This window comes from Mesorhizobium sp. M8A.F.Ca.ET.181.01.1.1, assembly GCF_004792025.1.
Classification (GTDB): domain Bacteria; phylum Pseudomonadota; class Alphaproteobacteria; order Rhizobiales; family Rhizobiaceae; genus Mesorhizobium.
Genome location: NZ_SRTV01000012.1, coordinates 1 through 22,980, shown reverse-complemented (window position 1 = coordinate 22,980; position 22,980 = coordinate 1). Strand labels below are relative to the sequence as shown.

General features: G+C 64.1%; 16 protein-coding genes and 1 pseudogene. 6 read left to right on the top strand and 11 right to left on the bottom strand.

Translation table 11 applies throughout. From position 1 onward, the window contains the following. Window positions 1-182: 182 nt before the first annotated feature. Window positions 183-800, top strand: a complete 618-nt coding sequence (locus tag EN824_RS29815; RefSeq protein ID WP_127279442.1) for a L,D-transpeptidase — start codon at window positions 183-185, stop codon at window positions 798-800. Window positions 801-996: 196 nt separating this feature from the next. Here EN824_RS29815 and EN824_RS29810 read toward each other — a convergent pair whose 3' ends face one another. The 8 genes from EN824_RS29810 to EN824_RS29770 form a co-directional block, all read right to left on the bottom strand. After that, window positions 997-1,566 (bottom strand): NifU family protein, encoded by a 570-nt coding sequence (locus tag EN824_RS29810; RefSeq protein ID WP_027142904.1) that lies wholly within the window; start codon window positions 1,564-1,566, stop codon window positions 997-999. 145 nt (window positions 1,567-1,711) lie between these two features. Further along, a complete protein-coding gene (locus tag EN824_RS29805) occupies window positions 1,712-2,203 on the bottom strand; it encodes a universal stress protein (RefSeq protein WP_010913128.1) in 492 nt (163 codons plus the stop codon). A 118-nt stretch (window positions 2,204-2,321) separates the two neighbouring features. Next, a complete protein-coding gene (trpS, locus tag EN824_RS29800) occupies window positions 2,322-3,389 on the bottom strand; it encodes a tryptophan--tRNA ligase (RefSeq protein WP_127277841.1) in 1,068 nt (355 codons plus the stop codon). A gap of 276 nt (window positions 3,390-3,665) precedes the next feature. After that, on the bottom strand, window positions 3,666-5,267 hold the full coding sequence (gene murJ, locus EN824_RS29790; protein ID WP_127277842.1) for a murein biosynthesis integral membrane protein MurJ: 1,602 nt from the start codon (window positions 5,265-5,267) through the stop codon (window positions 3,666-3,668). Window positions 5,268-5,313: 46 nt separating this feature from the next. Next, window positions 5,314-8,115 carry a [protein-PII] uridylyltransferase gene (locus EN824_RS29785; protein ID WP_127277843.1) on the bottom strand — a complete coding sequence of 934 codons (2,802 nt, stop codon included), beginning with the start codon at window positions 8,113-8,115 and terminating at the stop codon, window positions 5,314-5,316. Between the two features lie 88 nt (window positions 8,116-8,203). Then, window positions 8,204-9,001 carry a glycosyltransferase family 25 protein gene (locus EN824_RS29780; protein ID WP_127873019.1) on the bottom strand — a complete coding sequence of 266 codons (798 nt, stop codon included), beginning with the start codon at window positions 8,999-9,001 and terminating at the stop codon, window positions 8,204-8,206. A gap of 263 nt (window positions 9,002-9,264) precedes the next feature. Beyond that, window positions 9,265-10,068: a glycosyltransferase family 25 protein gene (locus EN824_RS29775; protein ID WP_127277845.1), complete on the bottom strand. Its 804-nt coding sequence runs from the start codon at window positions 10,066-10,068 to the stop codon at window positions 9,265-9,267. A gap of 317 nt (window positions 10,069-10,385) precedes the next feature. Next, on the bottom strand, window positions 10,386-11,198 hold the full coding sequence (locus EN824_RS29770; RefSeq protein WP_135933016.1) for a glycosyltransferase family 25 protein: 813 nt from the start codon (window positions 11,196-11,198) through the stop codon (window positions 10,386-10,388). 202 nt (window positions 11,199-11,400) lie between these two features. Between EN824_RS29770 and EN824_RS29765 the strand changes: the two genes are divergently transcribed. From EN824_RS29765 to EN824_RS29755, 3 genes are all read left to right on the top strand, one after another. Continuing rightward, window positions 11,401-13,905 carry a heavy metal translocating P-type ATPase gene (locus tag EN824_RS29765; RefSeq protein WP_135933015.1) on the top strand — a complete coding sequence of 835 codons (2,505 nt, stop codon included), beginning with the start codon at window positions 11,401-11,403 and terminating at the stop codon, window positions 13,903-13,905. A 43-nt stretch (window positions 13,906-13,948) separates the two neighbouring features. Beyond that, a complete protein-coding gene (locus tag EN824_RS29760; protein WP_127277847.1) occupies window positions 13,949-14,341 on the top strand; it encodes a DUF305 domain-containing protein in 393 nt (130 codons plus the stop codon). Between the two features lie 92 nt (window positions 14,342-14,433). Then, window positions 14,434-15,279, top strand: coding sequence for an aldo/keto reductase (locus EN824_RS29755; protein WP_135933014.1), 846 nt, complete (start codon window positions 14,434-14,436; stop codon window positions 15,277-15,279). A 46-nt stretch (window positions 15,280-15,325) separates the two neighbouring features. Here the strand turns inward: EN824_RS29755 and mutS are convergent, their stop codons facing one another. Continuing rightward, window positions 15,326-18,055: a DNA mismatch repair protein MutS gene (mutS, locus tag EN824_RS29750; RefSeq protein ID WP_135883668.1), complete on the bottom strand. Its 2,730-nt coding sequence runs from the start codon at window positions 18,053-18,055 to the stop codon at window positions 15,326-15,328. A 228-nt stretch (window positions 18,056-18,283) separates the two neighbouring features. Between mutS and EN824_RS29745 the strand changes: the two genes are divergently transcribed. Further along, window positions 18,284-19,402: a glycosyltransferase gene (locus tag EN824_RS29745; protein ID WP_245521042.1), complete on the top strand. Its 1,119-nt coding sequence runs from the start codon at window positions 18,284-18,286 to the stop codon at window positions 19,400-19,402. Between the two features lie 132 nt (window positions 19,403-19,534). Further along, window positions 19,535-21,814: an NADP-dependent malic enzyme gene (locus EN824_RS29740; protein ID WP_135933013.1), complete on the top strand. Its 2,280-nt coding sequence runs from the start codon at window positions 19,535-19,537 to the stop codon at window positions 21,812-21,814. Window positions 21,815-21,893: 79 nt separating this feature from the next. On the opposite strand, the gene EN824_RS29735 is transcribed toward EN824_RS29740, so the two are convergent. Together EN824_RS29735 and EN824_RS36230 are read right to left on the bottom strand one after the other, a co-directional pair. Further along, window positions 21,894-22,592, bottom strand: a complete 699-nt coding sequence (locus EN824_RS29735; RefSeq protein ID WP_135933012.1) for an antitoxin Xre/MbcA/ParS toxin-binding domain-containing protein — start codon at window positions 22,590-22,592, stop codon at window positions 21,894-21,896. 280 nt (window positions 22,593-22,872) lie between these two features. Beyond that, window positions 22,873-22,980, bottom strand: a pseudogene (locus EN824_RS36230) (IS110 family transposase); the annotation flags it as partial.

Sequence of the window (22,980 nt, the reverse complement as noted above, 5' to 3'; positions counted from 1 at the left end):
AATTTCCTTCACAATCCGGTGAAGTATGTTGCCGAAATACCATAGTGATACGCATACCAGCACGTAAGTCCCCGCATATAGGCATCGTGTGCTTGGCAAGCAAAGCAAATGCCAGCATGAATGATGGCGAGAAAGCGGCCGACTCGTGCCGCTCCAGTTTGGGCAGGGCACCGGATCACCACATGCGCATGAAGTCGCTTGCAATACTTGCCGCATTGGCGCTGTCCACCGCTATTGCCGGTTGCAGCACCATCGGCGGGCAGATCTTTTCCAACGACTATGGCGCGGTGACCGATGCCGGTTACCAGCTGCCGCGCATCCCGATCGAGAAGGTTCCCTCGAAGTACCATCGCCAGGAAGTCAGCTACGACACCAAGGAAAAGCCGGGCACCATCATCGTCGATACGCAGAACAAGTTTCTGTACTTCGTCGAGGGTGACGGCCGGGCCATCCGCTACGGCATCGGCGTCGGCCGCGAGGGCTTCGAATGGCACGGCACCGCCCATATCGCCATCAAGCGCGAATGGCCGACCTGGACGCCGCCCTCGCAGATGATCAAGCGCCAGCCCGAACTCGCCAAGTTCGCCGGCGGCATGGATCCAGGCCTGAAGAACCCGCTCGGCGCGCGCGCCATGTACCTGTTCAACAAGGGCGGCGACATGGGCTACCGCCTGCACGGCAGCCCGGAATGGAACTCGATCGGCAAGGCCATGTCGTCGGGCTGCATCCGCCTGATGAACCAGGATGTCATCGACCTCTATGATCGCGCCGAGGTCGGCGCCAAGGTCATCGTTCTTTAGGCCATGGTGCCGGAAAGCCTGTCCGCTTTTTCGGCATATCGTGGTTAAATTGGAAGTCACCTTTCATACGCGGACCGTCTAGGCAACAACGGACGTCCCAAACAGAAAACCGGGCAATTCGGCCCGGTTTTTTGTTGTTCGCGGATAGGATGTTTCAGGCCGCGCTCGCAGATCGACTGGCGGCGCGGAAGAAGAATCAGGAAACCTGTTCGACCTGCTGTACTTCCGGCACGAAATGGCGAAGCAGGTTCTGGATGCCGTGCTTCAACGTCGCCGTCGAGGACGGGCAACCGGCACAGGCACCTTTCATGTGCAGGAACACGGTGCCGTTCTCGAAGCCACGGAAGGTGATGTCGCCGCCGTCCTGGGCGACCGCCGGGCGCACGCGCGTGTCGAGCAACTCCTTGATGGTGATGACGAGCTCCTCGTCGGCCTTGTCGTAGAATTCGCCCGTCTGGCTGGTCTCGGCGGCGGGGCCGGCCTTGGCCATGACAGGCGCGCCGGACATGAAATGCTCCATGATGGCGCCGAGGATCGCCGGCTTCAGGTGCTGCCAGTCCGGACCGTCCTTCGACACGGTGATGAAATCATAGCCGAAGAACACGCCAGTGACGCCAGGGATTTCGAACAGCCGCCCAGCCAGCGGCGAGGCCGTCGCCGCACTGTCAGCATCGCGGAAATCGGCGGTGCCTTCGAGCAGCACTTCCTTGCCAGGCAGGAACTTCAACGTCGCCGGATTGGGCGTCGACTCGGTCTGGATGAACATGGCCGTCTCCATGCCCGTTTTGGGCAACTAGTTTGGAATAGTTCTAAATAGGCTCTATCGGCGGGACATTCAAGCGAAACGCATCGCCGGAACGGCCGGCCGGCGGAATGTTTTTGCTGGCTGGGGGGCTGAATCCCGGGCGGGCTCAGGCGAGGCTGTCGATTTCCTCATCCGACAGATTCTGCGGCACCACGGTCACCGGGATCGGAAAGGCCGCACCCTTGCCGGCCACGGCGCCGACCAGCGGGCCCGGCCCTTCCTTGCCGGCGCCGGCCGCCAGCACGAGAATGGCTATGTCCTGGTCTTCCTCGATCAGCTTGTGGATCTCTTCGGTCGGCTTGCCTTCGCGCACGACCATCTCCGGTTCGATGCCCAGCTTCTGGCGCACCTTGTTGGCGTAGCCGTCCAGCGCCGCGCGCGCCGTGGCGTTCGCCTCCTCGCGCATGATCTTCTCGACGCCCAGCCAGTGCTGGAAGTCGTCCGGCACGATGACATAGAGCAGCACCAGCGTGCCGCTGGTGCTCTGCGCCCGCTTCGAAGCGTAGGCGACGGCGCGTTCGCATTCCGGCGTGTCATCGATGATCGTCAGGAATTTCCTGCGATGACCGGCTTCGCGGCTGAGGCGTTTGGAGACCATGTCTACTACTCGGTATCTTTTCGGCCGCAATCTGCCACCGCGGCAGGCCGGCGGCAAGCCGCCGGCCATAGGCCAGTATGTCTTGGGCCGGTACGAGGCGGCGCATTGACGATCGGGCTCAGCCCTGCAGCAGCCCGATAATGTCGCGCACCGTCTTCATAGTCGTCTCGGCGAGCACGCCGGCGCGTTCGCCGCCATCCCGGAGCACCGCGTCGACATAGGCGCGGTCGCCCTGGATGCGGCGCATCTCGCTGGCGATCGGCGCCAGTTTCTCCACCGCGAGATCGGCCAGCGCCGGCTTGAACACGGAGAATTGCTGGCCGCCGAATTGCTTCAGCACATCGGCCTTCGACATCTCGGCGAGGCCCGCATAGATGCCGACCAGGTTCTCCGCCTCGGGCCGGCTTTCCAGTCCGTCGACCTCGCTCGGCAAGGCCTCCGGGTCGGTCTTTGCCTTGCGGATCTTCTTCGAGATGGTGTCGGCATCGTCGGTCAGGTTGATGCGCGACAGATCCGACGGGTCCGACTTCGACATTTTCTTCGACCCGTCGCGCAGGCTCATGATGCGCGCCGCCGGGCCGCCGATGACCGGTTCGGTGATCGGGAAGAAGCCGTTCACCGTCTCCTCGCCAACCTGCATCTCGACGCCGACACCAAGACCGGCGATGCGGTTGGAGAAATCGTTGTTGAATTTCTGGGCGATGTCGCGGGTCAATTCCAGGTGCTGCTTCTGGTCCTCGCCCACCGGCACATGGGTGGCGCGATAAAGCAGGATGTCGGCCGCCATCAGCGAGGGATAGGCGAGCAGGCCCAGCGAGGCGTTCTCGCGGTCCTTGCCGGCCTTGTCCTTGAACTGCGTCATCTTGTTCATCCAGCCGATGCGCGCGACGCAATTGAAGATCCAGGCGAGCTCTGCATGCTGCATCACCCGCGACTGGTTGAAGACGATGTGCTTCTTCGGGTCGATGCCGGAGGCGAGGAACGCCGCGGTGATTGACCGCGTCTGGTCGGCAAGGTCGTCATGGACGAGTTGCGCGGTCAGCGAATGCAGGTCGACGACGCAGTAGATGCAGTCCGACGTATCCTGCAGGGCGACGAATTTCTTGATGGCGCCGAGATAGTTGCCGAGATGCAGATTGCCGGTCGGCTGGACGCCGGAGAAGACGAGTGGCTTGAAGGCGGACATGGATTTCCTCGTGGCTTGTGGAGGGCCGTTTCGCACGCGGCGAAAGTCTTTCGACGGCGCGCTTATGAACGAAGGGGCGGACGGGATCAAGAGGCGGAAGTTGGGCCGCTGGGCGGATGACTTCGTCCTGACAGGTTCGCGCCGCCCCTCATTGTCCTGCCGGACATTTCTCCCCGTATAGTGACGGGGAGAAAAAGCGCCGTAGCCCGCTCAGCCTCTTTCTCCCCGTTCTACGGGGAGAAATGCCCGGCAGGGCAATGATGGGCGGCGCAGACACTATAAATCCTGGGACGGGTCCTTGACCGCCGCCTTGCCTGAGCCACGTTTCACATTCCTGCGGATCATGCCGAAATCGGCGCCGCCCGTGGCGAACGCCGTGACGAAATAGAGCGTCGCCCCGCCGGCCACCAGGGCCAGCACGGTCGTTGCCTTGATCACAAGCGGCGAGCCCGGTCCGAGCCTGACGGCGAAATAATGCTCGGCGAAATAGAGGGCGACCCCCATTACCACCGCTGACAGCACGAGGCGCGGAATGCGTTTCAAGAGCGGAACGTCGCGACCCCAATGGCCGCGCCGGATCAGCACGGCAAGCAGCATCAGCGCGTTGACCCAGCCGGCGACGGCCGACGCCACGGCGATGCCGGGCGCGCCCATCCTCGGGAACAGCGTCAGCGCGGTGGCGACGTTCACCGCCACGGAGATTGCGGCGAAGATCATCGGCGTGCGCGTGTCCTCGCGGGCGAAATAGCCTGGGGTGAAGGCCTTGATCAGGACGAAGGCCGGCAGGCCGAGACCGAAGATCGCAAGGATCGCCGCCACGACAGGGGTCGAATGGTTGGCGGCGAAGGCGCCGCGCTCGTAGACCAGCCGCACGATCGGCTCCGACATCACCAACAGCGCCGCCGCCGCAGGCAGGGTCATGAAAAGGGTGAATTCGACGGAGCGGTTCTGCAGATTGGCAGCCTCGATCAGGTTGCCCGACTTCAGCGCCCGCGACAGCTCGGGCAGCAGCACGATCGCCACCGCGACGCCGACGACACCGAGCGGCAGCTGGTAGACGCGGTCGGCATAGGCCAGCGAGGAGACGGCACTGTCCTGCGCCGAGGCGATGGCCGTGCCGATCAGCTGGTTGATCTGGGTGATGCCGCCGGTGATCGCCGCCGGCAGCGCCAGGATCAGGAGCCGTTTCACGTTCGGCGTCATCTTCGGCCGGCGGAAGCCGATCGAGATGCCGGCATTGCGCACCGCCACCCAGACGATGGCGAGTTGCACCATGCCCGCCGCCAGTACGCCCCAGGACAGGGCGAAGCCGACAGCATGTGCATCAAGCCCATGGTACCACGCGTAGCCAAGCACGCTGATCAGGATGATGTTGAGGAAAGCCGGCGCGATCGCCGCCGCGAAATAGCGGCGCAGCGAGTTCAGCATGCCCGCCATCATGGCGGCGAGCGACATGCAGATGAGATAGGGGAACATGATCGTCGCAAGCGTGACGGTCGTCTCGAACTTGCCCGGCGTGTCGGCGAAGCCCGGCGCCACCAGGTAGCGCACGATCAGCGGCATCGCCAGTTCCATGGCGATGGTCAGCACCAAGAGCGCCGAGAACAGGACCCCGAACACTTCTTCCGAGAAACGCTTGGCGCCGTCGGTGCCGTGCGTCTCGATTTCCTTGGCGAACAGCGGCACGAAGGCGGCGTTGAAGGCGCCCTCGGCGAACAGCCGGCGAAACGTGTTGGGGAACTGGAAGGCGGCGTTGAAGGCGTCCGCGACCGGTCCGGTGCCCAGAGCGGCTGCCATCAGCATCTCGCGGCCGAAACCGAGCGCACGGCTCATCAACGTGCCGGAAGCGACGGTAGCGAATTTCTTGACGAGACTCATGCGTTCGCAGACTGCCTGTGGGAATGGAAGAAGGAGATGATGGCCGTCACTCGGCGGCTGCCCTGGCCTTGCCGCCGCGTTCGAGTGCCGCGCCTTCGAGCGTCGCTATCAATCTGTTGCGAATGGTGGCGATGCGGGCCGGGCTGTCGATCTTCTGGCCGGTGAGGTCGGTGACATAGAAGGTGTCGATGACCTTCTCGCCGAAAGTGGTGATGTGCGCCGAGGCGATGTCGAGCGACAGGTCGGACAGCGTCCCGGTGATTTCCGACAGCAGGCCGGGCCGGTCGAGCCCCTCGACCTCGATGACCGAAAACCGGTTCGACAACGCGTTGCGGATTTCGGCGCGCGGCGGGATCTTGAACACCTTGGATCCGCGCCTTGGCTTGGTCCGTTTCTCGATCATTTCCGGCAGCCAGCTCTTGCCCGACAGCACGTCCTCGATCAGCTTGCCGACGCGCTCGGCGCGCCGGCGCTCGTCCTCGTCGCGGTCGAACTCCCTCGATATCAGGATCGTGTCCAGCGCGCGGCCGTCCGACGTGGTGAAGATCTGCGCGTCGACGATGTTGCCGCCGGCGCCGGCGCATGCCCCGGCAATGACCGAGAGAAGACGGGGATGGTCCTGCGCCAGCACGGTGATTTCGGTCACCGCCTCGAACTGGTGGGTCTTGACCATGGTGGCGAGCTTGTTGCCCGCCGCGTCCGCCTCGCGGATGAATTCGGCGTGGCGAAGCTGGTCCGGCAGGTCCACGGTCAGCAGGTAGTTTTCATAATGCAGTCCGACATAGCGCTTGCGCGCCTTGTCGGGCCAGTCGGCGAGCGCCTCCGCCAGGCGTTCGCGTGCCGCCGCCGTGCGCTGGGCGCGCGAGACTTCCGAAAAGCCGCCGGTCAGCAGCAGTTCGGTCTCGTAGTAGAGCGTACGCAGCAACTGGCCCTTCCAGCCGTTCCACACGCCCGGTCCGACGCCCCGGATGTCGCAGACGGTTAGGATCAACAGCATCTTCAGCCGCTCGACCGACTGCACGATCGAGGCGAAGTCCTCGATCGTCTTGCGATCGTTGAGGTCGCGGGTCTGCGCCGTCATCGACATGACGAGGTGGTTCTCGACCAGCCAGGCGACGGTTTCCGTATCGGCCGGCGAAAGCCCCATATGCGGGCAGATCCGCCTTGCGATCCTGGCGCCGGCCTCGGAATGGTCTTCAGGCCTGCCCTTGGCGATGTCGTGCAGCAGCACGGCGACATAAAGCGCCTCGCGGCTCTTCTTCAGGCCCGGCATCAGCGAATGCGACAGCGGATGCACCTTCTCGCCATCGCCGCGCTCGATCTCGGCCAGCACGCCGATGCAGCGGATCAGGTGCTCGTCGACCGTGTAGTGGTGGTACATCGAGAACTGCATCATGGCGACGATCTTGCCGAAATCCGGGATCAGCCGGCCCAGCAGCCCCGCCTCGTTCATGCGCCGCAGGTTGAGTTCGGCGTTGCGGTCCGAGGTCAATATGTCGAGAAACAGCCGGTTGGCTTCCTCGTCGCGCCTGAGCGACTTGTTGACCAGGCCGAGCGAACGGGTGAGCAGTTTCAGCGCATCGGGATGGAATTCCAGCCCGTGCTTGTCGGCGAACCAGAACAGCCTGAGAAGATTGACCGGATCGCGCTCGAACACCTGGTCGTCGGCGATGTTGATGCGATGGTTGTCGACGATGAAGTCTGACGTCCCGGCCAGCTTGCGCTTGCGGCGCTGGAAGGTCAGGAAGATGCGGTTGAAGCCGGGAACGTGCTTGGCCTGCTCCTCTTCCAGCGCGGCGCAGAAGATGCGGGTCAGGTCGCCGACATCCTTGGCAACGAGGAAATAGTGCTTCATGAAGCGTTCGACCGCCGACAGGCCGGGATGGGTCGTATAGCCGAGCCGTTCGGCGATCTCGCGCTGGATGTCGAAATGCAGCCGCTCCTCGGCCTTCCCGGTGAGGAAATGCATGTGGCAGCGCACCGCCCACAGGAAATCCTCGGCCTTCTGGAACTCGCGATACTCGGCCTCGGTGAAGACGCCTTTCTCGACCAGTTCCTCGCCGGTGCGCACGCGGTAAAAATACTTGCCGATCCAGAACAGCGTCTGCAGATCGCGCAACCCACCCTTGCCGTCCTTGACGTTGGGCTCGACCAGATAGCGGCTTTCGCCGGCCTTGGCATGGCGCTCGTCGCGTTCGGCGAGCTTGGCCTGCACATATTCCGGGCCGGTCGTGCGCACCACCTCGTGGTCGAAGCGCAGCATCAGCTCATCATAGAGCTTGCGTTCGCCCCACAGGAATCGCGCCTCCAGGATCGAGGTGCGGATGGTGATGTCGGTGCGCGACAGCCTGAGGCACTCATCGATGTTGCGGGTGGCATGGCCGACCTTCAGCCCCATGTCCCACAGCATGTAGAGCATGTACTCGACCGTTTGTTCGCCCCACGGCGTCTGCTTGTAGGGCAGCAGGAACAACAGGTCGATGTCGGATCCCGGCGCCAGCGTGCCGCGGCCATAGCCGCCGACGGCAACGACCGCCATGCGTTCGGCCGAGGACCGGTTCTTCACCCGGTAGACATGCGTCGCGGCAAAATCGTAGAGCGCCCGGATCAGCTCGTCCATCAGGTGCGACAGCCGTTCGGCGCAGGCGTTGCCGCCGCCATCTTGCATCAGCATGGCCTCGGCTGTCTTGCGGCCCTCGGCGAGGCGCCCCTTGAGAAGCTGAAGAACGGCGGCACGGATGGCCTGGCTGGAACCGTCGCCAGCGCTGGCCGCGGTCAGCGCCGTCATCTCGCGGCGCAAAGCGTCGCCGTCGATCAGTTCATCGAGCTTCAGGGAGATTTTCGCCATGGATACCGGTCGGCCTTGCCTTTTGGGCGGCGTCTATAGCGTGTTTTCTCGGCGCTGGGTATGGCCTGCTGTCAATCCGGCAAACGCTCTAGTCGTTTGCCTCGACTGGAGCGAGCGGGACGACAATCCGCCGCCGCAGCTTAAAGAAATCGGTGATCCGCCGCGCTGCCCGCCCGGCTTCCCTGCTGATTCTCGCGGTTGTCGGCTTCCTGTGCTTTGTCATAAGTCCACTCGCGGTCCGCGCGGCATCCCGTTCCGGGGCAAGCAGGCTTGGCAGCCCGTCGCCAATGAACTGGTCCTGCGCGCAGAGCGCTGGAACGAGTTGGTAGACGGTTTTGCCGGCTGAAATGGTGGGGTCGAAGATGAGATCATCGACAGCTATGTTGACCTGCGCCGTTGCTTCCAGGAAGTCGCATGCGGTTTGCCGCGAGAGGAGATAACCCCCGGCCCCGGGATGGCCCTTGCGGAGCCGGACCACGGAAAAACCGTTCCTGGCGGAAGTCCTTCTCCTTTGAATGACGGTTCTGGAAAAGAACGTCTCGAGCTTCACCACGTCCGCGTCTGCTGGCACCCAACTCGTATCGCCAAGCAATGCACCGGCTTTGCCGGAGAAGACCATGTCGTCCTCGAACACAACACCGTACGGGGCGTCGCCCTTGGCAATGATCGTCCAGCAGGCGCGATGGCTGTGCAGGCAGGCGATCTCGCTGCCGGAAAGAGGCCGGATGGCGTGTATCGCGTGCTGCGGCTGCAGCACCAGGTCGGGATGTTGCCTGGCATCGATCCCGGCGACTCGCTCAAACCCGATGCCGATGCGGGCAAATTCGGCGGTCATATGGGCAAGCCGCTCGGGAGAACGATCGAGATTGATGACAAGGCACTTCATATCGGACGCAGGCTTTACCTTCAGCGGATCGCCAGAGCCGTCTAGCACGTGAAGGTCTAGGGATTGCTGATCATTTCTGGGGCTAATTTGCGGTGCGACGAAATGAGCGCGGCTAAAACAGGGCGTGAGCCTTCATTCGAAGCAGCGTCAGAGATCAATCCTGGCGAGCTTCAGCAGGAATTTCGACACGGGCACCGAAAGGCCTGCCTCAAGCCTGCTTTCGCGGCGTGGGCACGGGCACGCCGGCGGTAGCGGCAAGAGATCTAACGTCCGGCTTCGGGCGGATCGAGCGGGATAACCGCGTGTCGCCGCAACTGGCAGTAGTCGAGGATCCACTCGGCGACCCGCCTGGTCTCCACCGCTACCTTTTTCGACAATGGCCTTCGGCGTTTTTCGGCCTGCCCGCTCGCGGTCCACTCGGCTTGCCGTTCCTGATGGAGCAGGCTTGGCAATCTGTTGCGCAGGAACTGGTCCTGCGCGCAGAGCGCGGGAACAAGCTGGTAGATCGTCTTGCCTGCTGCCGTTGCGAATGCGGGGTCGAAGATAAGGCTGTCCACCGCCACGTTGACCTCCGCGCTTGCCCGCAGAAGGGCGCGGGCCGCTTGCCTGGAAAGCAGGTAGCCTCCGGATCCTATGTGGTTCTTGCGCAGCCTGGACACGGAAAATCCCGGGCCGACGGAGATGCCGGCCCGATGGATGACCGTTCTGTGGAAGAATGTCTCCAGCTTGACGATGTCGGCGTCGGCCGGAACCCAGCCCGTATCGGCAAGCAGCACACCGGCTTTCGCGGAAAACACAATGTCGTCCTCGAACACGGCGCCGTAGGGCGCGTCGTCCCGCGCAATGATGGTCCAGCAGGCGCGGTGACTGTGCAGGCAAGCGATCTCGCTGCCGAATAGGCGTCGCTCGGCGTACCGGGCATGCTGGGGTTGCAGCACCAGGTCGGGATGTTGTCTTGCATCGACCGCCGCGACGCGCTCGAACGCGATGCCGATGCGGGCAAACTCGGCGGTGATATGGGCAAGTCGATCCGGGGATCGATCAAGATTGATGACCAGGTACTTCATTTTCGGATAAAATCTATACTTCCAGGAGACTGTCGCCGCCCTCTAGCACAGATGGTGCCCGGTCGCATGATTATTTCGTCAGGAATCCCGAAGGTGCAATGCAACGAGCAGCGACGAAGCGGCTCTTGAGCTTCCGGTTACTAGATCGATGACCCGTTTCTGGACACAGGACAGGGTTTCTATTCCGCGACATCGGACGCGAAACGGAATTCGATTCGGTTGCTCGACAGCATCTTGGCGAGCTGGGTGGAGCTGCCCTGTGGCGGCATTTACGCCCGGTTTCGGCGGCGCTGTGAGTGGGTCCCGGAGAAGCCTGGTTAATCCCTTGGCCCCGGCGAAGCGAGAGGGATGACGGTCCGTCGCCGCAACTTGCAGAAATCGACGATCCATTCCACGACCCGCCCGATCTCGATCCTGATCTTCTCGGTCATCGGCCGCCGGCGTTTTGTCATCAAGCCGCTGGCGAGCCATTTGCATTCGCGTCCGTGGTCGAGCAGGCTTGGCATCCCCAGCGCCCTATCGCCGAGGACTTGATCCTGTGCGCACAGTGCCGGGACAAGTTGGTAGATCGCGTTGCTCGACCATGTCGCGAACGCCGGGTTGAAGATCAGGTCATCGGCGGTCAGGTTGATCCTTTCGGTCGCTTCGAGAAGATCGCGCGCGGCCTGCCTGGAGATGATGTAGCCCCCGGTTCCCGGATGGAACTTGCAGAGCCTTGACACGGAAAAACCATGACCGGCGGAAATCCTCATCCGCTGGATTATGGTCTTGCTGAAGTACGTCTCCAGCTTGACGATGTCGGCGTCGGCCGGGATCCAGCCGCAGTCGGCAAGCAGGCAGCTGGCATTCGCGGAAAAGACCACGTCGTCCTCGAAGATGGCGCCGTAGCGCGCCTCGCCCCGCGCCAGGATCGACCAGCAGGCACGATGGCTGTGCAGGCAGGCGATTTCGCTGCTCGATAGTTGCCGGGGTCCATACATTGGATGCTGAGGTTGCTGTTCGAGTTCGGGATGGCTGTGTCCGTCGACCGCCACGACGCGCTCGAACGCGACGCCGATACGGCCGAATTCTGCTCTCATATGGGCAAGTCGGTCCGAGGACCGATCGAGGTTTATGACCAGGCACTTCATTGTCGACCGAAATCTAGCGAGATGAACGTGATGCGGCGAGTAATATTAGCAAGCAAAGTTTTAGCACGAGATGTACCTTTGTGCAGGGGGTGTTCGATCGATTTCACGGCGCCCGAATCGGAAAATCAAAACAGCCCTTGACCTTCCAGTTACTGGAAGCACTACCTCGACCTCGAAGCAGTGACATCAAGGCATTTTCGAAATGAAGCATTCAGATCACCATCATCACACGCATGGCTCGCACGGCGGCTGTTGCGCGCCCAAAGGCGCCGCGAATGCGGTTCCGCGCGACCCGGTCTGCGGCATGATCGTGGATCCGGCCGCCGGCAAGCCGACATCAGAGCATGGCGGCCGCCTCTATCATTTCTGCAGCGAGCGCTGCCGTTCGAAGTTCCAGTCCGAGCCGGAAAGCTACCTGACGGCCACCGACCCTGTCTGCGGCATGAGCGTCGACCGCTCGACGGCAAAACATTTCGTCCGCCATGAAGGCCAAGGTTTCTACTTCTGTTCCGCCGGCTGCAAGGCGAAGTTCGAGGCGGCGCCACAAACCTATCTCGGCGACAGGCCGGCACCGGCGCCGATGCCCAAGGGCACGCAATACACCTGCCCCATGCATCCCGAGATCATCCGCGACAAGCCCGGCTCCTGCCCGATCTGCGGCATGGCCCTCGAGCCCATGGGCGTGCCGACAGGCGATGAAGGGCCAAATCCCGAACTGGTCGATTTCACGAGGCGGCTCTGGGTGAGCGCGGTGCTGTCGGTCCCGCTGCTGGTCGTCGCCATGGCGCCGATGGTCGGCCTGTCGCTGGAGGGCTTGGTCGAGGATCGCGCAAAGGTCTGGATCGAACTGGTCCTGGCGAGCCCGGTGGTGCTCTGGGCTGCCTTCCCGTTTTTCCATCGCGGCTGGGACTCGATCCTCAACCGCAGCCCCAACATGTGGACGCTTATCTCGCTCGGTGTCGGTGCCGCCTATCTCTACAGCGTCGTCGCCACGCTCTTCCCGGACATCTTTCCGCACCAGTTCCGCGGCCATGGCGGTACGGTGCCGGTCTATTTCGAGGCAGCCGCCGTCATCGTCGCGCTGGTCTTCCTCGGCCAGGTACTGGAACTGCGCGCTCGCGAAAAGACCGGATCGGCGATCCGCGCCCTTCTTGATCTCGCGCCGAAGACCGCGCGGCGGATCGCAGACGACGGCGGCGAGACCGATGTAGCGCTGGACGAGGTCAAGGCCGGCGATCGCCTGCGCATCCGTCCCGGCGATGCTGTCCCGGTCGACGGCACGGTGCTGGAAGGCCGCTCCTCCATCGATGAATCGATGATCACGGGCGAACCCTTGCCGGTCGAGAAGGCCGAAGGCGACGCCTTGACCGGCGGCACGCTCAACAAGAACGGCTCGCTGATCATGCGCGCCGAGCGGATCGGCGCCGAGACGACGCTGTCGCGCATCGTCGAACTCGTCGCCAAGGCACAGCGCTCGCGCGCCCCGATCCAGGGCCTGGCCGACCGCGTTTCCTTCTACTTTGTCCCGGCCGTCGTCCTGGTCGCCGTCGCCGCGTTCATCGCCTGGGCGATCTTCGGCCCCGAGCCCAGTCTGATCTTTGCCATCGTCTCGGCGGTTTCGGTGCTGATCATCGCTTGTCCCTGTGCGCTGGGCCTCGCCACGCCGATGTCGATCATGACCGCCACCGGGCGCGGCGCGCATGCCGGTGTGCTGATAAAGGAAGCCGCCGCGCTCGAACGCTTCGCCGCCGTCGACACGTTGATCGTCGACAAGACCGGCACGCTGACCGAGGGCCGGCCGAAACTGACCGACGTCGTCGCGGCCGCGGGCTTTTCCGAGGACGAATTGCTGGTGTACGCCGCGACCCTGGAAAAGGGGTCGGAGCATCCGCTGGCCGAGGCCATCGTCGATGGGGCGGGCCAGCGCGGCGTGAAGATCGCCGAGGCCAGCAGCTTCGAGGCGGTTACCGGCAAGGGCGTTTCCGGCACGGTGTCGGGCAAGAAGGTCGCTCTCGGCAATGCCGCGATGATGGCCGATCTCGCCATCGACGTTTCCGCAATCCTGGCTCGCGTGGAAGCATTGCAGGGCGATGGCAAGACGGCGATGTTCGTCGCTGTCGACGGCAAGCTGGCCGGCATCGTCGCCGTCGCCGATCCGGTCAAGGCGACCACGGCGGAGGCGATCAGGGCGCTGCATGACAGTGGGCTGAGGATCATCATGGCGACCGGCGACAATGAGCGCACGGCCAAGGCGATCGCCGGACGTCTCGGCATCGACGAGGTTCGGGCAGGTCTATTGCCGGAACAGAAGGCAGCGCTCGTCGACGAACTGCGCGGCAGGGGTGCCGGCGTCGCCATGGCCGGCGACGGCGTCAACGATGCGCCGGCGCTTGCCGCCGCCGATGTCGGCATCGCCATGGGAACCGGCGCCGATGTCGCCGTCGAAAGCGCCGGCATCACCTTGGTCAAGGGCGACCTTAACGGCATCGTCCGCGCCCGCACCCTGGCCCAGGCGACCATCGGCAACATCCGGCAGAACCTGTTCTTCGCCTTCCTCTACAATGTGCTTGGCGTGCCGGTCGCGGCCGGCGTGCTCTATCCGCTTACCGGCACGCTTCTGTCGCCGATGCTGGCGGCGGCGGCGATGAGCCTGTCCTCCGTCTCGGTGATCGCGAACGCATTGCGGCTCAGAACGTTGAAACTCTGAGATTAACCCCCAGATACGAAATCCAACCAACAGGAGACCATGAATGACCTTGGCTAAAAAACTCGTGCTGCTGCTGATGGCGGCCGGAATGCTGCTTGCCGTCTTCCTCGAAAGCGTGCCGGCGCAGAGCGAGGAGATGAAGCACGACATGGGCGCCATGGCCATGGGGGCGGAAAGTCCTTCGACGGCGGGCTACAAGGCGGCGATGGACAAGATGCATACCGACATGATGGCCTCGCAATATACCGGCAACGCCGACGTCGATTTTGTCCGCGGCATGATTCCGCATCATCAGGGCGCGATCGACATGGCCAAGGTCGAACTGGCCAACGGCAAGGATCCGGAAATCCGCAAACTCGCCGAAGGCGTCATCGCCGCGCAGGAAGCCGAAATCAAGCAGATGCAGGACTGGCTCGCCGCCCATCCGGTGAAGTAAGCTTCCCGGCATCGCTAAGCAGGGTCCGGCGAGAACTCCTTGCGGAGTCTCGTCGAGACCTCGATGCGATCGAGTACCGACGGAGCCATGCCATGGAATCGAGCGTCAGAACCACCACGCTACCCTGCGGCGAGGCCATACCCGTTCTCGGCCAGGGCACGTGGAAAATGGGCGAGGATTCGCGGCGCCGCTCCGACGAGGTAAATGCCCTCAAGCTCGGCCTCGACCTCGGCGTCACGCTGATCGACACCGCCGAAATGTATGCCGGCGGCGGTGCGGAAGAAGTGGTGGCCAAAGCCATCGCCGGGCGCCGCGCCGAGGTCTTCCTGGTCTCGAAGGTCTTGCCTTCCAACGCTTCAAGGGCCGGCGTGCAGCGCGCCTGCGAGAACAGCCTGAAGCGCCTCGCCACCGACCGCATCGATCTCTATCTGCTGCATTGGCCGGGCAGCGTGCCCCTATCGGAAACGGTGGAAGCCTTCGAGGCGCTGAAAAAAGCCGGCAAGATACGGCATTGGGGCGTCAGCAATTTCGACACCGAGGAGATGGAGGAACTGGCTGGCCTGCGCGACGGCGGCAATGTCCAGACCAACCAGGTGCTCTACAATCTGGTTCGCCGCGGCCCGGAATTCGATCTGGCGCCCTGGAGCCGAACACGCGGCATCCCGCTGATGGCCTATTCGCCGGTCGAGCAAGGCGCACTGGCGCGCAATGCCAGGCTTGACGCCGTCGCCGCCCGCCACGGCGCGACACCGGCGCAAATCGCCTTGGCCTGGGTGATGCGGCAGGACGGCGTCATCGCCATTCCCAAGGCCGGCAGCCAGGAGCACGTCCGCCAGAATGTCGCTGCGTTGGACATAAAGCTTACGCCGCAGGACATCGCCGATCTCGACCGTGCATTCCCGCCACCGACGCGCAAGCGCGGGCTGGAGATGATCTGAGGCGGCGGTGCTGCCAATTTCCCCCTCCGCCGCCCAGATTGCAAAATTACTTCCCCGCCAGCCCTTTCAGCCGGTAGAGCGCCTCCAGTGCTTCCTTCGGCGTCATCTCGTCGGGGTTGATCTCGCCGAGCGCTGTGCCCAGCGCGTCGCTCTTCACCGGCTTTGGCGCTTCCCGTTTCACCGCCACCGAAAACAGCGGCAGGTCGTCGACCAGCCGGTTGGCCTTGCCGGAGACCTCGCCTTCCTCCAACTGGTGCAGCACCGCCTTGGCCCGCTCGACCACCGCCTCCGGCAGGCCGGCGAGCCGCGCCACCTGCACGCCGTAGGACCGGTCGGCTGCACCCTTGCCGACCTCGTGCAGGAAAACGACGTCGCCTTCCCATTCCTTGACGCGCATGGTGACGTTGGAAAGCCGCGCCAGCTTGCCGGCGAGCGACGTCATTTCGTGGAAATGGGTGGCGAAAATCGCCCGACAGCGGTTCTTCTCGTGCAGATATTCGACCGCCGCCCAGGCGATCGACAGGCCGTCGAACGTCGCGGTGCCACGGCCGATCTCGTCGAGGATCACGAGCGCGCGTTCGCCGGCCTGGTTGAGGATCGCCGCCGTCTCGACCATTTCGACCATGAAGGTCGAGCGGCCGCGCGCCAGATCGTCCGAAGCGCCGACGCGCGAGAACAGCCGGTCGACGACACCGATATGGGCAGACGCCGCCGGTACGAAGGAGCCGGTCTGGGCCAGGATCGCGATCAGCGCGTTTTGCCGCAGGAATGTCGACTTACCACCCATGTTCGGGCCGGTCAGCAGCCAGATCGCGCCGTTCCTGGCAGTCCCCTCGGGCGAGAGGTGGCAATCATTGGCGACGAACGGCCCTTCGCCCGAACGGCGCAGCGCCTGTTCGACCACCGGATGCCGGCCGCCTGAAATCTCGAAGGCGAGGCTGGAATCCACCACCGGCCGGCACCAGGCCTCGCTTTCCGACAACAGTGCGAGGGCCGCCGATACATCGAGCACGGCGAGCGCATCGGCGCCGGCGCGGATCGCCTCTGCCTCGCCGACCGCCTCCGCCGTCAGCGCATCGAAGGCTGCCAGTTCGATGCTCAGTGCCCGGTCGGCGGCATTGGCGATCTTGGTCTCGAGTTCGGCGAGCTCGGTCGTGGTGAAACGCATGGCGTTGGCCATGGTCTGGCGGTGGATGAAGCGCGCCTTGGCGCCATCGCTGCCGGTCATGATTGCATGATGGTTGGCCGTCACCTCGATGTAGTAGCCAAGCACGTTGTTGTGCCGGATCTTCAGCGAACGGATGCCGGTTTCCTCGATCAGCGAGCGCTCCAGCCCGGCGATCACTTTGCGCGACTCGTCGCGCAGCGCCCGCATCTCGTCGAGTTCGGCATGATAGCCGCCGCGAACGAAACCGCCGTCGCGTTTGAGCAGCGGCAGTTCCTCGCCGAGCGCCTGGGTGAGATGCTGGGCGAGTGCCTTGGGCAGCGCTTGAATCGCGGCCATCGCGCCGGCCAATTCCTGGGGCAGGGCGGTCGCGGCAAAGGTCTCGGCGATGGCGCCAGCCGCCTCGAAGCCGGCGCGCAGTGCGCCGAGGTCGCGCGGGCCGCCGCGATTGAGCGCCAGTCTGGACAGCGCACGCGGCATGTCGGCCACGCTCTTCAGGCTCATCCGCACTGCCTGGCAAAGCCGCACTTCGGAACGGAAGAACGACACCGAATCCAGCCGTGCGACAATGGCCGCCGGGTCGGTCAGCGGCGCCATCAGCCGGTCGGCGAGCAGCCTTGCGCCGCCGCCGGTCACCGTGCGGTCGATCGCCTTGAACAGCGAGCCCTCGCGGCTGCCGGACAGCGTGCGCAACAGTTCGAGATTGCCGCGCGTCGCCGGATCGATGAACAGGGTCGAGCCCTGCTCCTCGCGCTCGGGGCGCGACAGCGGTGGCCGCTCGGCCTTCTGCGTCTTCTCGACATAGGCGATGGCGCCCGAGATCGCCGACAGTTCGGCGCGCGAAAACGTGCCGAAACTGTCTGGTGTGGCCACCTCGAAGAACCGCGCGATCCGCCCCGTGGCCGAGGCCGAATCGAACAGCGAAGGCGGCTGCGGGCTGGCAATGCGGCCGAGCACGTCGAACACCGGCTTCAGCTCGGGATCATGGAAGACCGGCTCGGCCATGATAAGCTCGCGCGGGTCGACACGGAAGATGTCGGCCATCAGCCGGTCGGCGGAGGTCTCGGCGACGCGGAAGGCCCCGGTCGAGATGTCGATCCAGGCAATTGCAAAGCTGTGGTCCGCTCCGCCCTTCACCCTGCCCAGCGCCATCAGGAAACTCGATTCCGACGGCGCCAGCAATTTGTCCTCGGTGATGGTGCCTGGGGTCACCAGCCGCACCACATCGCGGCGCACCACCGATTTGGAACCGCGTTTCTTGGCCTCGGCCGGATCCTCGATCTGCTCGCAGACGGCGACGCGGAACCCCTGGCCAATCAGCTTCTGCAGATAGTCGTCGGCCGCATGCACCGGCACGCCGCACATCGGAATGTCGTGGCCTTGGTGCTTGCCGCGTTTGGTGAGCACGATGCCCAGCGCCCGGCTCGCCTTCTCGGCATCGTCGAAGAACAGCTCGTAGAAATCGCCCATGCGGTAGAACAGCAGCGAATCCGGGTTGGCCGCCTTGATCTCGATGAATTGCTCCATCATCGGCGTGACGGCGGCGCCTGGCTGTGGCGCCGCCGTCAACTCGGGAGCGGCGTCGGGCTCGTTCGGGCTGTGCATGTTCATGGCGCGGCACGCTAGCAGATGTGGTGGCGGGGTTTAATGCCGGGCCATCGAAAAGCAGGGGAAGATCGCAAGCCATCGTCCATGGCCGGCTATTCAGCGGCATTGCCCGATGCCGTGATCGCGAATATCTGTCGTCTTGGGGGTATAATGGTCATGGACAGGGATGGGCACGAAACGTTCGAGGAGATGGTAGGGCCGATCGACTCGGCCCTCGAACGGCTCTGGCTCATGACGGTTCGGCATGCCAGTCAAAGGTTGGGCTGGCTTAAGTTTTCGGCGGCCAAGCGCCTCCCTTTCGCGCTGCCGCTCAGCGGTCCGTTGTCCCATCTGGACGGCGGCATTCGGCTCGCGGTTTACGTTCTCAGCCACGATCCGCTGTTGATCTACACGCCGATCGGCGGCGCCCGTCCCCTCAACTCGATCGTCGCAATCGGCCGTCGCCTGGCCTCGCGGCGCGCCGTGTTCCTGCTGATGCCGAGTTGGACGCTCGAGCGGCCGCACGTCGTCGCAAAGCTGGGCCGGGATCTCGCCTGGTACCGTGAAAACTTTCCGCTTCACGAACTGATTTTTCTTTGCAACACGCCGGAGGAGCGTCGTCTGGTCACCGCTGTCGGAGGAACCGCGATCGTCTCCAACCACAATCTGATGGTCTCAGAGGACATCTTTCGGCCATTGCCGGATGTCCCCGTCGAATTCGACGCCGTCTATAACGGCCGCATCTCGTACACCAAGCGTCATTACCTCGCCTTCGACGTCGAAAGGCTCGCCCACATCACCTTTTCGATCGGCGAGCTGCCCCGGGCCGGCGACCGTGCCTTCATCCGTCGCCTGCAGGCGCAATCGCCGCTGCATCGTATCGCCAACCCGATCATCGATGGCCTGGCCGGCTGGCTGGCGCCGCAGGAGGTCAATCGCGTCTACAACCAGGCCGCGGTTGGGCTCTGTCTGTCGGCGGCGGAAGGGGCAATGTGTTCCAGCATGGAATATCTGATGGCCGGGTTGCCGGTGGTCAGCACGCCCAGTCTTGGCGGCCGGGATGTCTTCTTCGATCCGGACTATTGCATCATCGCCGAGCCCGATCCGGCGGCGATCCGGCGGGCTGTCGAGACGCTGCGCGACCGCGCCATACCGCGCGAGGAGATCCGTAACCGCACGATGGCCAGGGTAGAGCCGCAACGGCGGCAACTCATGGAATTCCTGTCGGAGCTGTTCGAGCGGATGGGAAGCCGGCGGCCGCCCTTGTCGCAATGGCCGTTCCCCGGAACCAGGACGCTGCGGCGATGGGCAACGGCCCGCCAGCATGCGCATGAAATCACCGCATTCAAGCCAGCGCCGCGCAGTCCCTGACCGAGCGCGTCCGCTTTGAAGCAGCTTTGCAGAGCTTCGTGGTTTACACGCGGCGGCCCGTGGTCTTAATTCGCAAGCACATAGGCACCCGCTTCAAGGAGGTGCCGCACCGGCGAGGAAATCAGAAGTATCATGGCCAGGAAAACCGAGAACAACGGTCCGTCCGTCAGCGCACAGGAAGCGCTCGAATTCCACGCCATGGGCCGGCCCGGCAAGCTGGAGATCGTCGCCACCAAACCGATGACGACGCAGCGCGATCTCAGCCTCGCTTATTCGCCGGGCGTCGCCGTGCCCGTGCGCGCCATCGCCGAGGACCCATCGAGAGCCTTCGACTATACGACGCGCGGCAACATGGTCGCCGTCATCTCCAACGGCACCGCCATCCTCGGCCTCGGCAATCTCGGCGCGCTGGCCTCGAAGCCGGTCATGGAAGGCAAGGCGGTGCTGTTCAAGCGCTTCGCCGATGTCGATTCCATCGACCTCGAGGTCGACACCGAGGATGCCGACGAGTTCATCAACTGCGTGCGCTTCCTCGGTCCCTCCTTCGGCGGCATCAACCTGGAAGACATCAAGGCGCCGGAATGCTTCATCATCGAGCAGCGCCTGCGCGAACTGATGGACATCCCGGTCTTCCATGACGACCAGCATGGCACGGCCATCATCTCGGCCGCCGGCCTGATCAATGCGCTGGAGGTAACCGGCCGCGACATGAAGACCACGAAGCTGGTCTGCAATGGCGCGGGTGCCGCCGGCATCGCCTGCATCGAGCTGATGAAGGCGATGGGTTTTTCGCCCGAAAACATCACCTTGTGCGACACCAAGGGCGTGGTCTTCCAGGGCCGCACCGAGGGCATGAACCAGTGGAAATCGGCGCATGCGGTCAAGACCGATGCGCGTTCTCTGGCCGAAGCGCTCGACGGCGCCGACGTCTTCCTCGGCCTTTCCGCCAAGGGGGCGCTGACCACCGCCATGGTGCAGTCGATGGCCAAGAACCCGATCATCTTCGCCATGGCCAATCCCGATCCGGAGATCACCCCGGAGGAAGTGGCCGAGATCCGCACCGACGCCATCATGGCCACCGGGCGTTCGGATTATGCCAATCAGGTCAACAACGTGCTCGGCTTCCCCTACATCTTCCGCGGCGCGCTTGATGTCAGGGCCACCACCATCAACGACGACATGAAGATCGCCGCCGCCCGCGCTCTCGCCGAACTGGCCCGCCAGGACGTGCCCGACGACGTCGCCGCCGCCTATCAGGGCAACCGGCCGAAATTCGGCCCCAACTACATCATCCCGGTGCCTTTCGACCCGCGCCTGATCTCGGCCATCCCGATTGCCGTGGCCAAGGCGGCAATGGATTCGGGCGTCGCCCGCAAGCCGATTCTCGATCTCGACCGCTACGCGCAGGAGCTTTCCGCCCGCCGCGACCCGATCGCCTCGACCCTTCAGCGCATCTACGATCGCGTGCGCCGCCAGCCCAAGCGCATCGTCTTCGCCGAGGGCGAGGAGGAGCAGGTGATGCGCGCCGCCGTCTCCTATGTGAACCAGCGGCTCGGCACGGCCATCCTGCTCGGCCGCGACGATGTCATCAAGGAGAACGCCAGGCACGCCGGCATCGACTTGAACAAGCAAGGCATCGAGATCATCAATGCGCGCCTGTCGCGCCGCAATTCGATCTACACCGACTATCTCTACGAACGCATGCAGCGCAAAGGCTTCCTGTTCCGCGACTGCCAGCGGCTGATCAACAACGACCGCAACCATTTCGCCGCCTGCATGGTGGCGCTGGGTGACGCCGACGGCATCGTCACCGGCGTCACCCGCAACTATTCCACCGCGCTCGACGATATCAGGCGCGTCATCGACGCCAAGCCCGGCCACCGCGTCATCGGCGCCTCGATCGTGCTGGCACGCGGCCGCACGGTGATCGTCGCCGACACCGCCGTCCACGACATGCCCAACGCCGAGCAGATCGCCGACATCGCCGAGGAGGCGGCAGGCTTTGCCCGCCGCATGGGCTATGAGCCGAGGCTCGCCATGCTCGCTTATTCCACCTTTGGCCATCCGCAGGGCGAGCGTTCCGAGCGCATCCAGGAAGCCGTGCGCATCCTCGACAAGCGCCGCGTCGATTTCGAATATGACGGCGAGATGGCCGCCGACGTGGCGCTCAACGCCCGCGCCATGGCGCAATACCCGTTCATCCGCCTGACCGGCCCGGCCAATGTGCTGATCATGCCGGCGTTCCACTCGGCCTCGATCTCGACCAAGATGCTGCAGGAACTCGGCGGCTCGACCGTCATCGGCCCGCTGCTGGTCGGCCTGAACAAGCCGGTGCAGATCGTCTCGCTGAACGCCAAGGACAGCGATATCGTGAACATGGCGGCGATCGCGGCCTACACGGCGGGGACTTGAGGAGCGTCCCGCCTGGCAGACGAAAGCTTCTGCATCAGAAAAGCCCGAAGCGCGGCGCGGGCACCTTCTCGCGCCGACTTCAGCCCGGCGCGTACCCACGCGCCGCCTCGACCACCTCTTCCGCCTGGTCCTGCCGTAGCAGGTCGATCGGGATGCGGCCGTCGAGCTGTGCCGCCGGGCGGGTCAACCATAGCCATGCGAGCCTCGGATTGCCGATCAGCTCCAGCACGTCGCTTATGCCCGCCACCGGCCTGCCGTCGACGAATTGCGCCAGCGGGAAGACGTGCTTGCGGCCGCCCTTGCGCAGCGCGATGACGTCGCCGCGCCGTTGCCAACGGTGCAAGGTGGAGCGGGCGATGCGCAGGTTCTCTTCCAGATAGGTCGAGCCGGCGACGCGGCCGGCCCAGTCCTCGATCAGCATCGATTCGAGGTCGTCGGACTGGGGGAGCGCGGCCAGCGTTTCGGCCTCTGGGGACAGCGTCGTCGTGCCGGTGGTGCCGGCTTCGCTGCGGCGCGCCGCTTCTGCCGCCAGCGCGCGCACGAATTTCGAGGCCAGCCCCGGAAGGTCGGCGTGGATGGTGTCGATGGCGCGCTGGTGCTTGGGCGACAGCAAGGTGACCGCGGAGGCGATGCTGCCGGCGATCTTGCCGACCGAGACCATTGTCGGCCCGTTGATGGCCTCGTCATAGTGGGCAAGCGCACGCTCGACCTTTTCCGCGACCATGTCGGCGAAATCGTCCTGCGTGATGCCGGTCGTCTTAGTCTGAAATCTGGTCATGCATCTGTCTTCTGGGCCGCGCTCCTCCCCGACTGCGGCCGTTTGTCAACGGCTAAGGGAAAAGCGGGACTCCGAACGGCAACAGATGCAGCGAACCCGACAGGTTGCTGTCTTGCATTTACGACACCCCAACTGACTGCGAGCATCCCGAAATGCCAGTCACGGGACGCTCGCAATTTCCTGTAGGAGCGGTGTGTGACAACCGCGCGACGGTCTTTTCCTTCTCCCCTTGTGGGAGAAGGTGGCCTCGCGAAGCGAGGTCGGATGAGCAACTGTGTTTTCAGGCTTTGTCTGGATACCAGGGTTGGTTGTGTCGAAGCATGGCGCTGAGGATGGTCATAATCTTTCGGGCCACGGCGACGATGGCGACCTTTGGTTGCTTACCGTT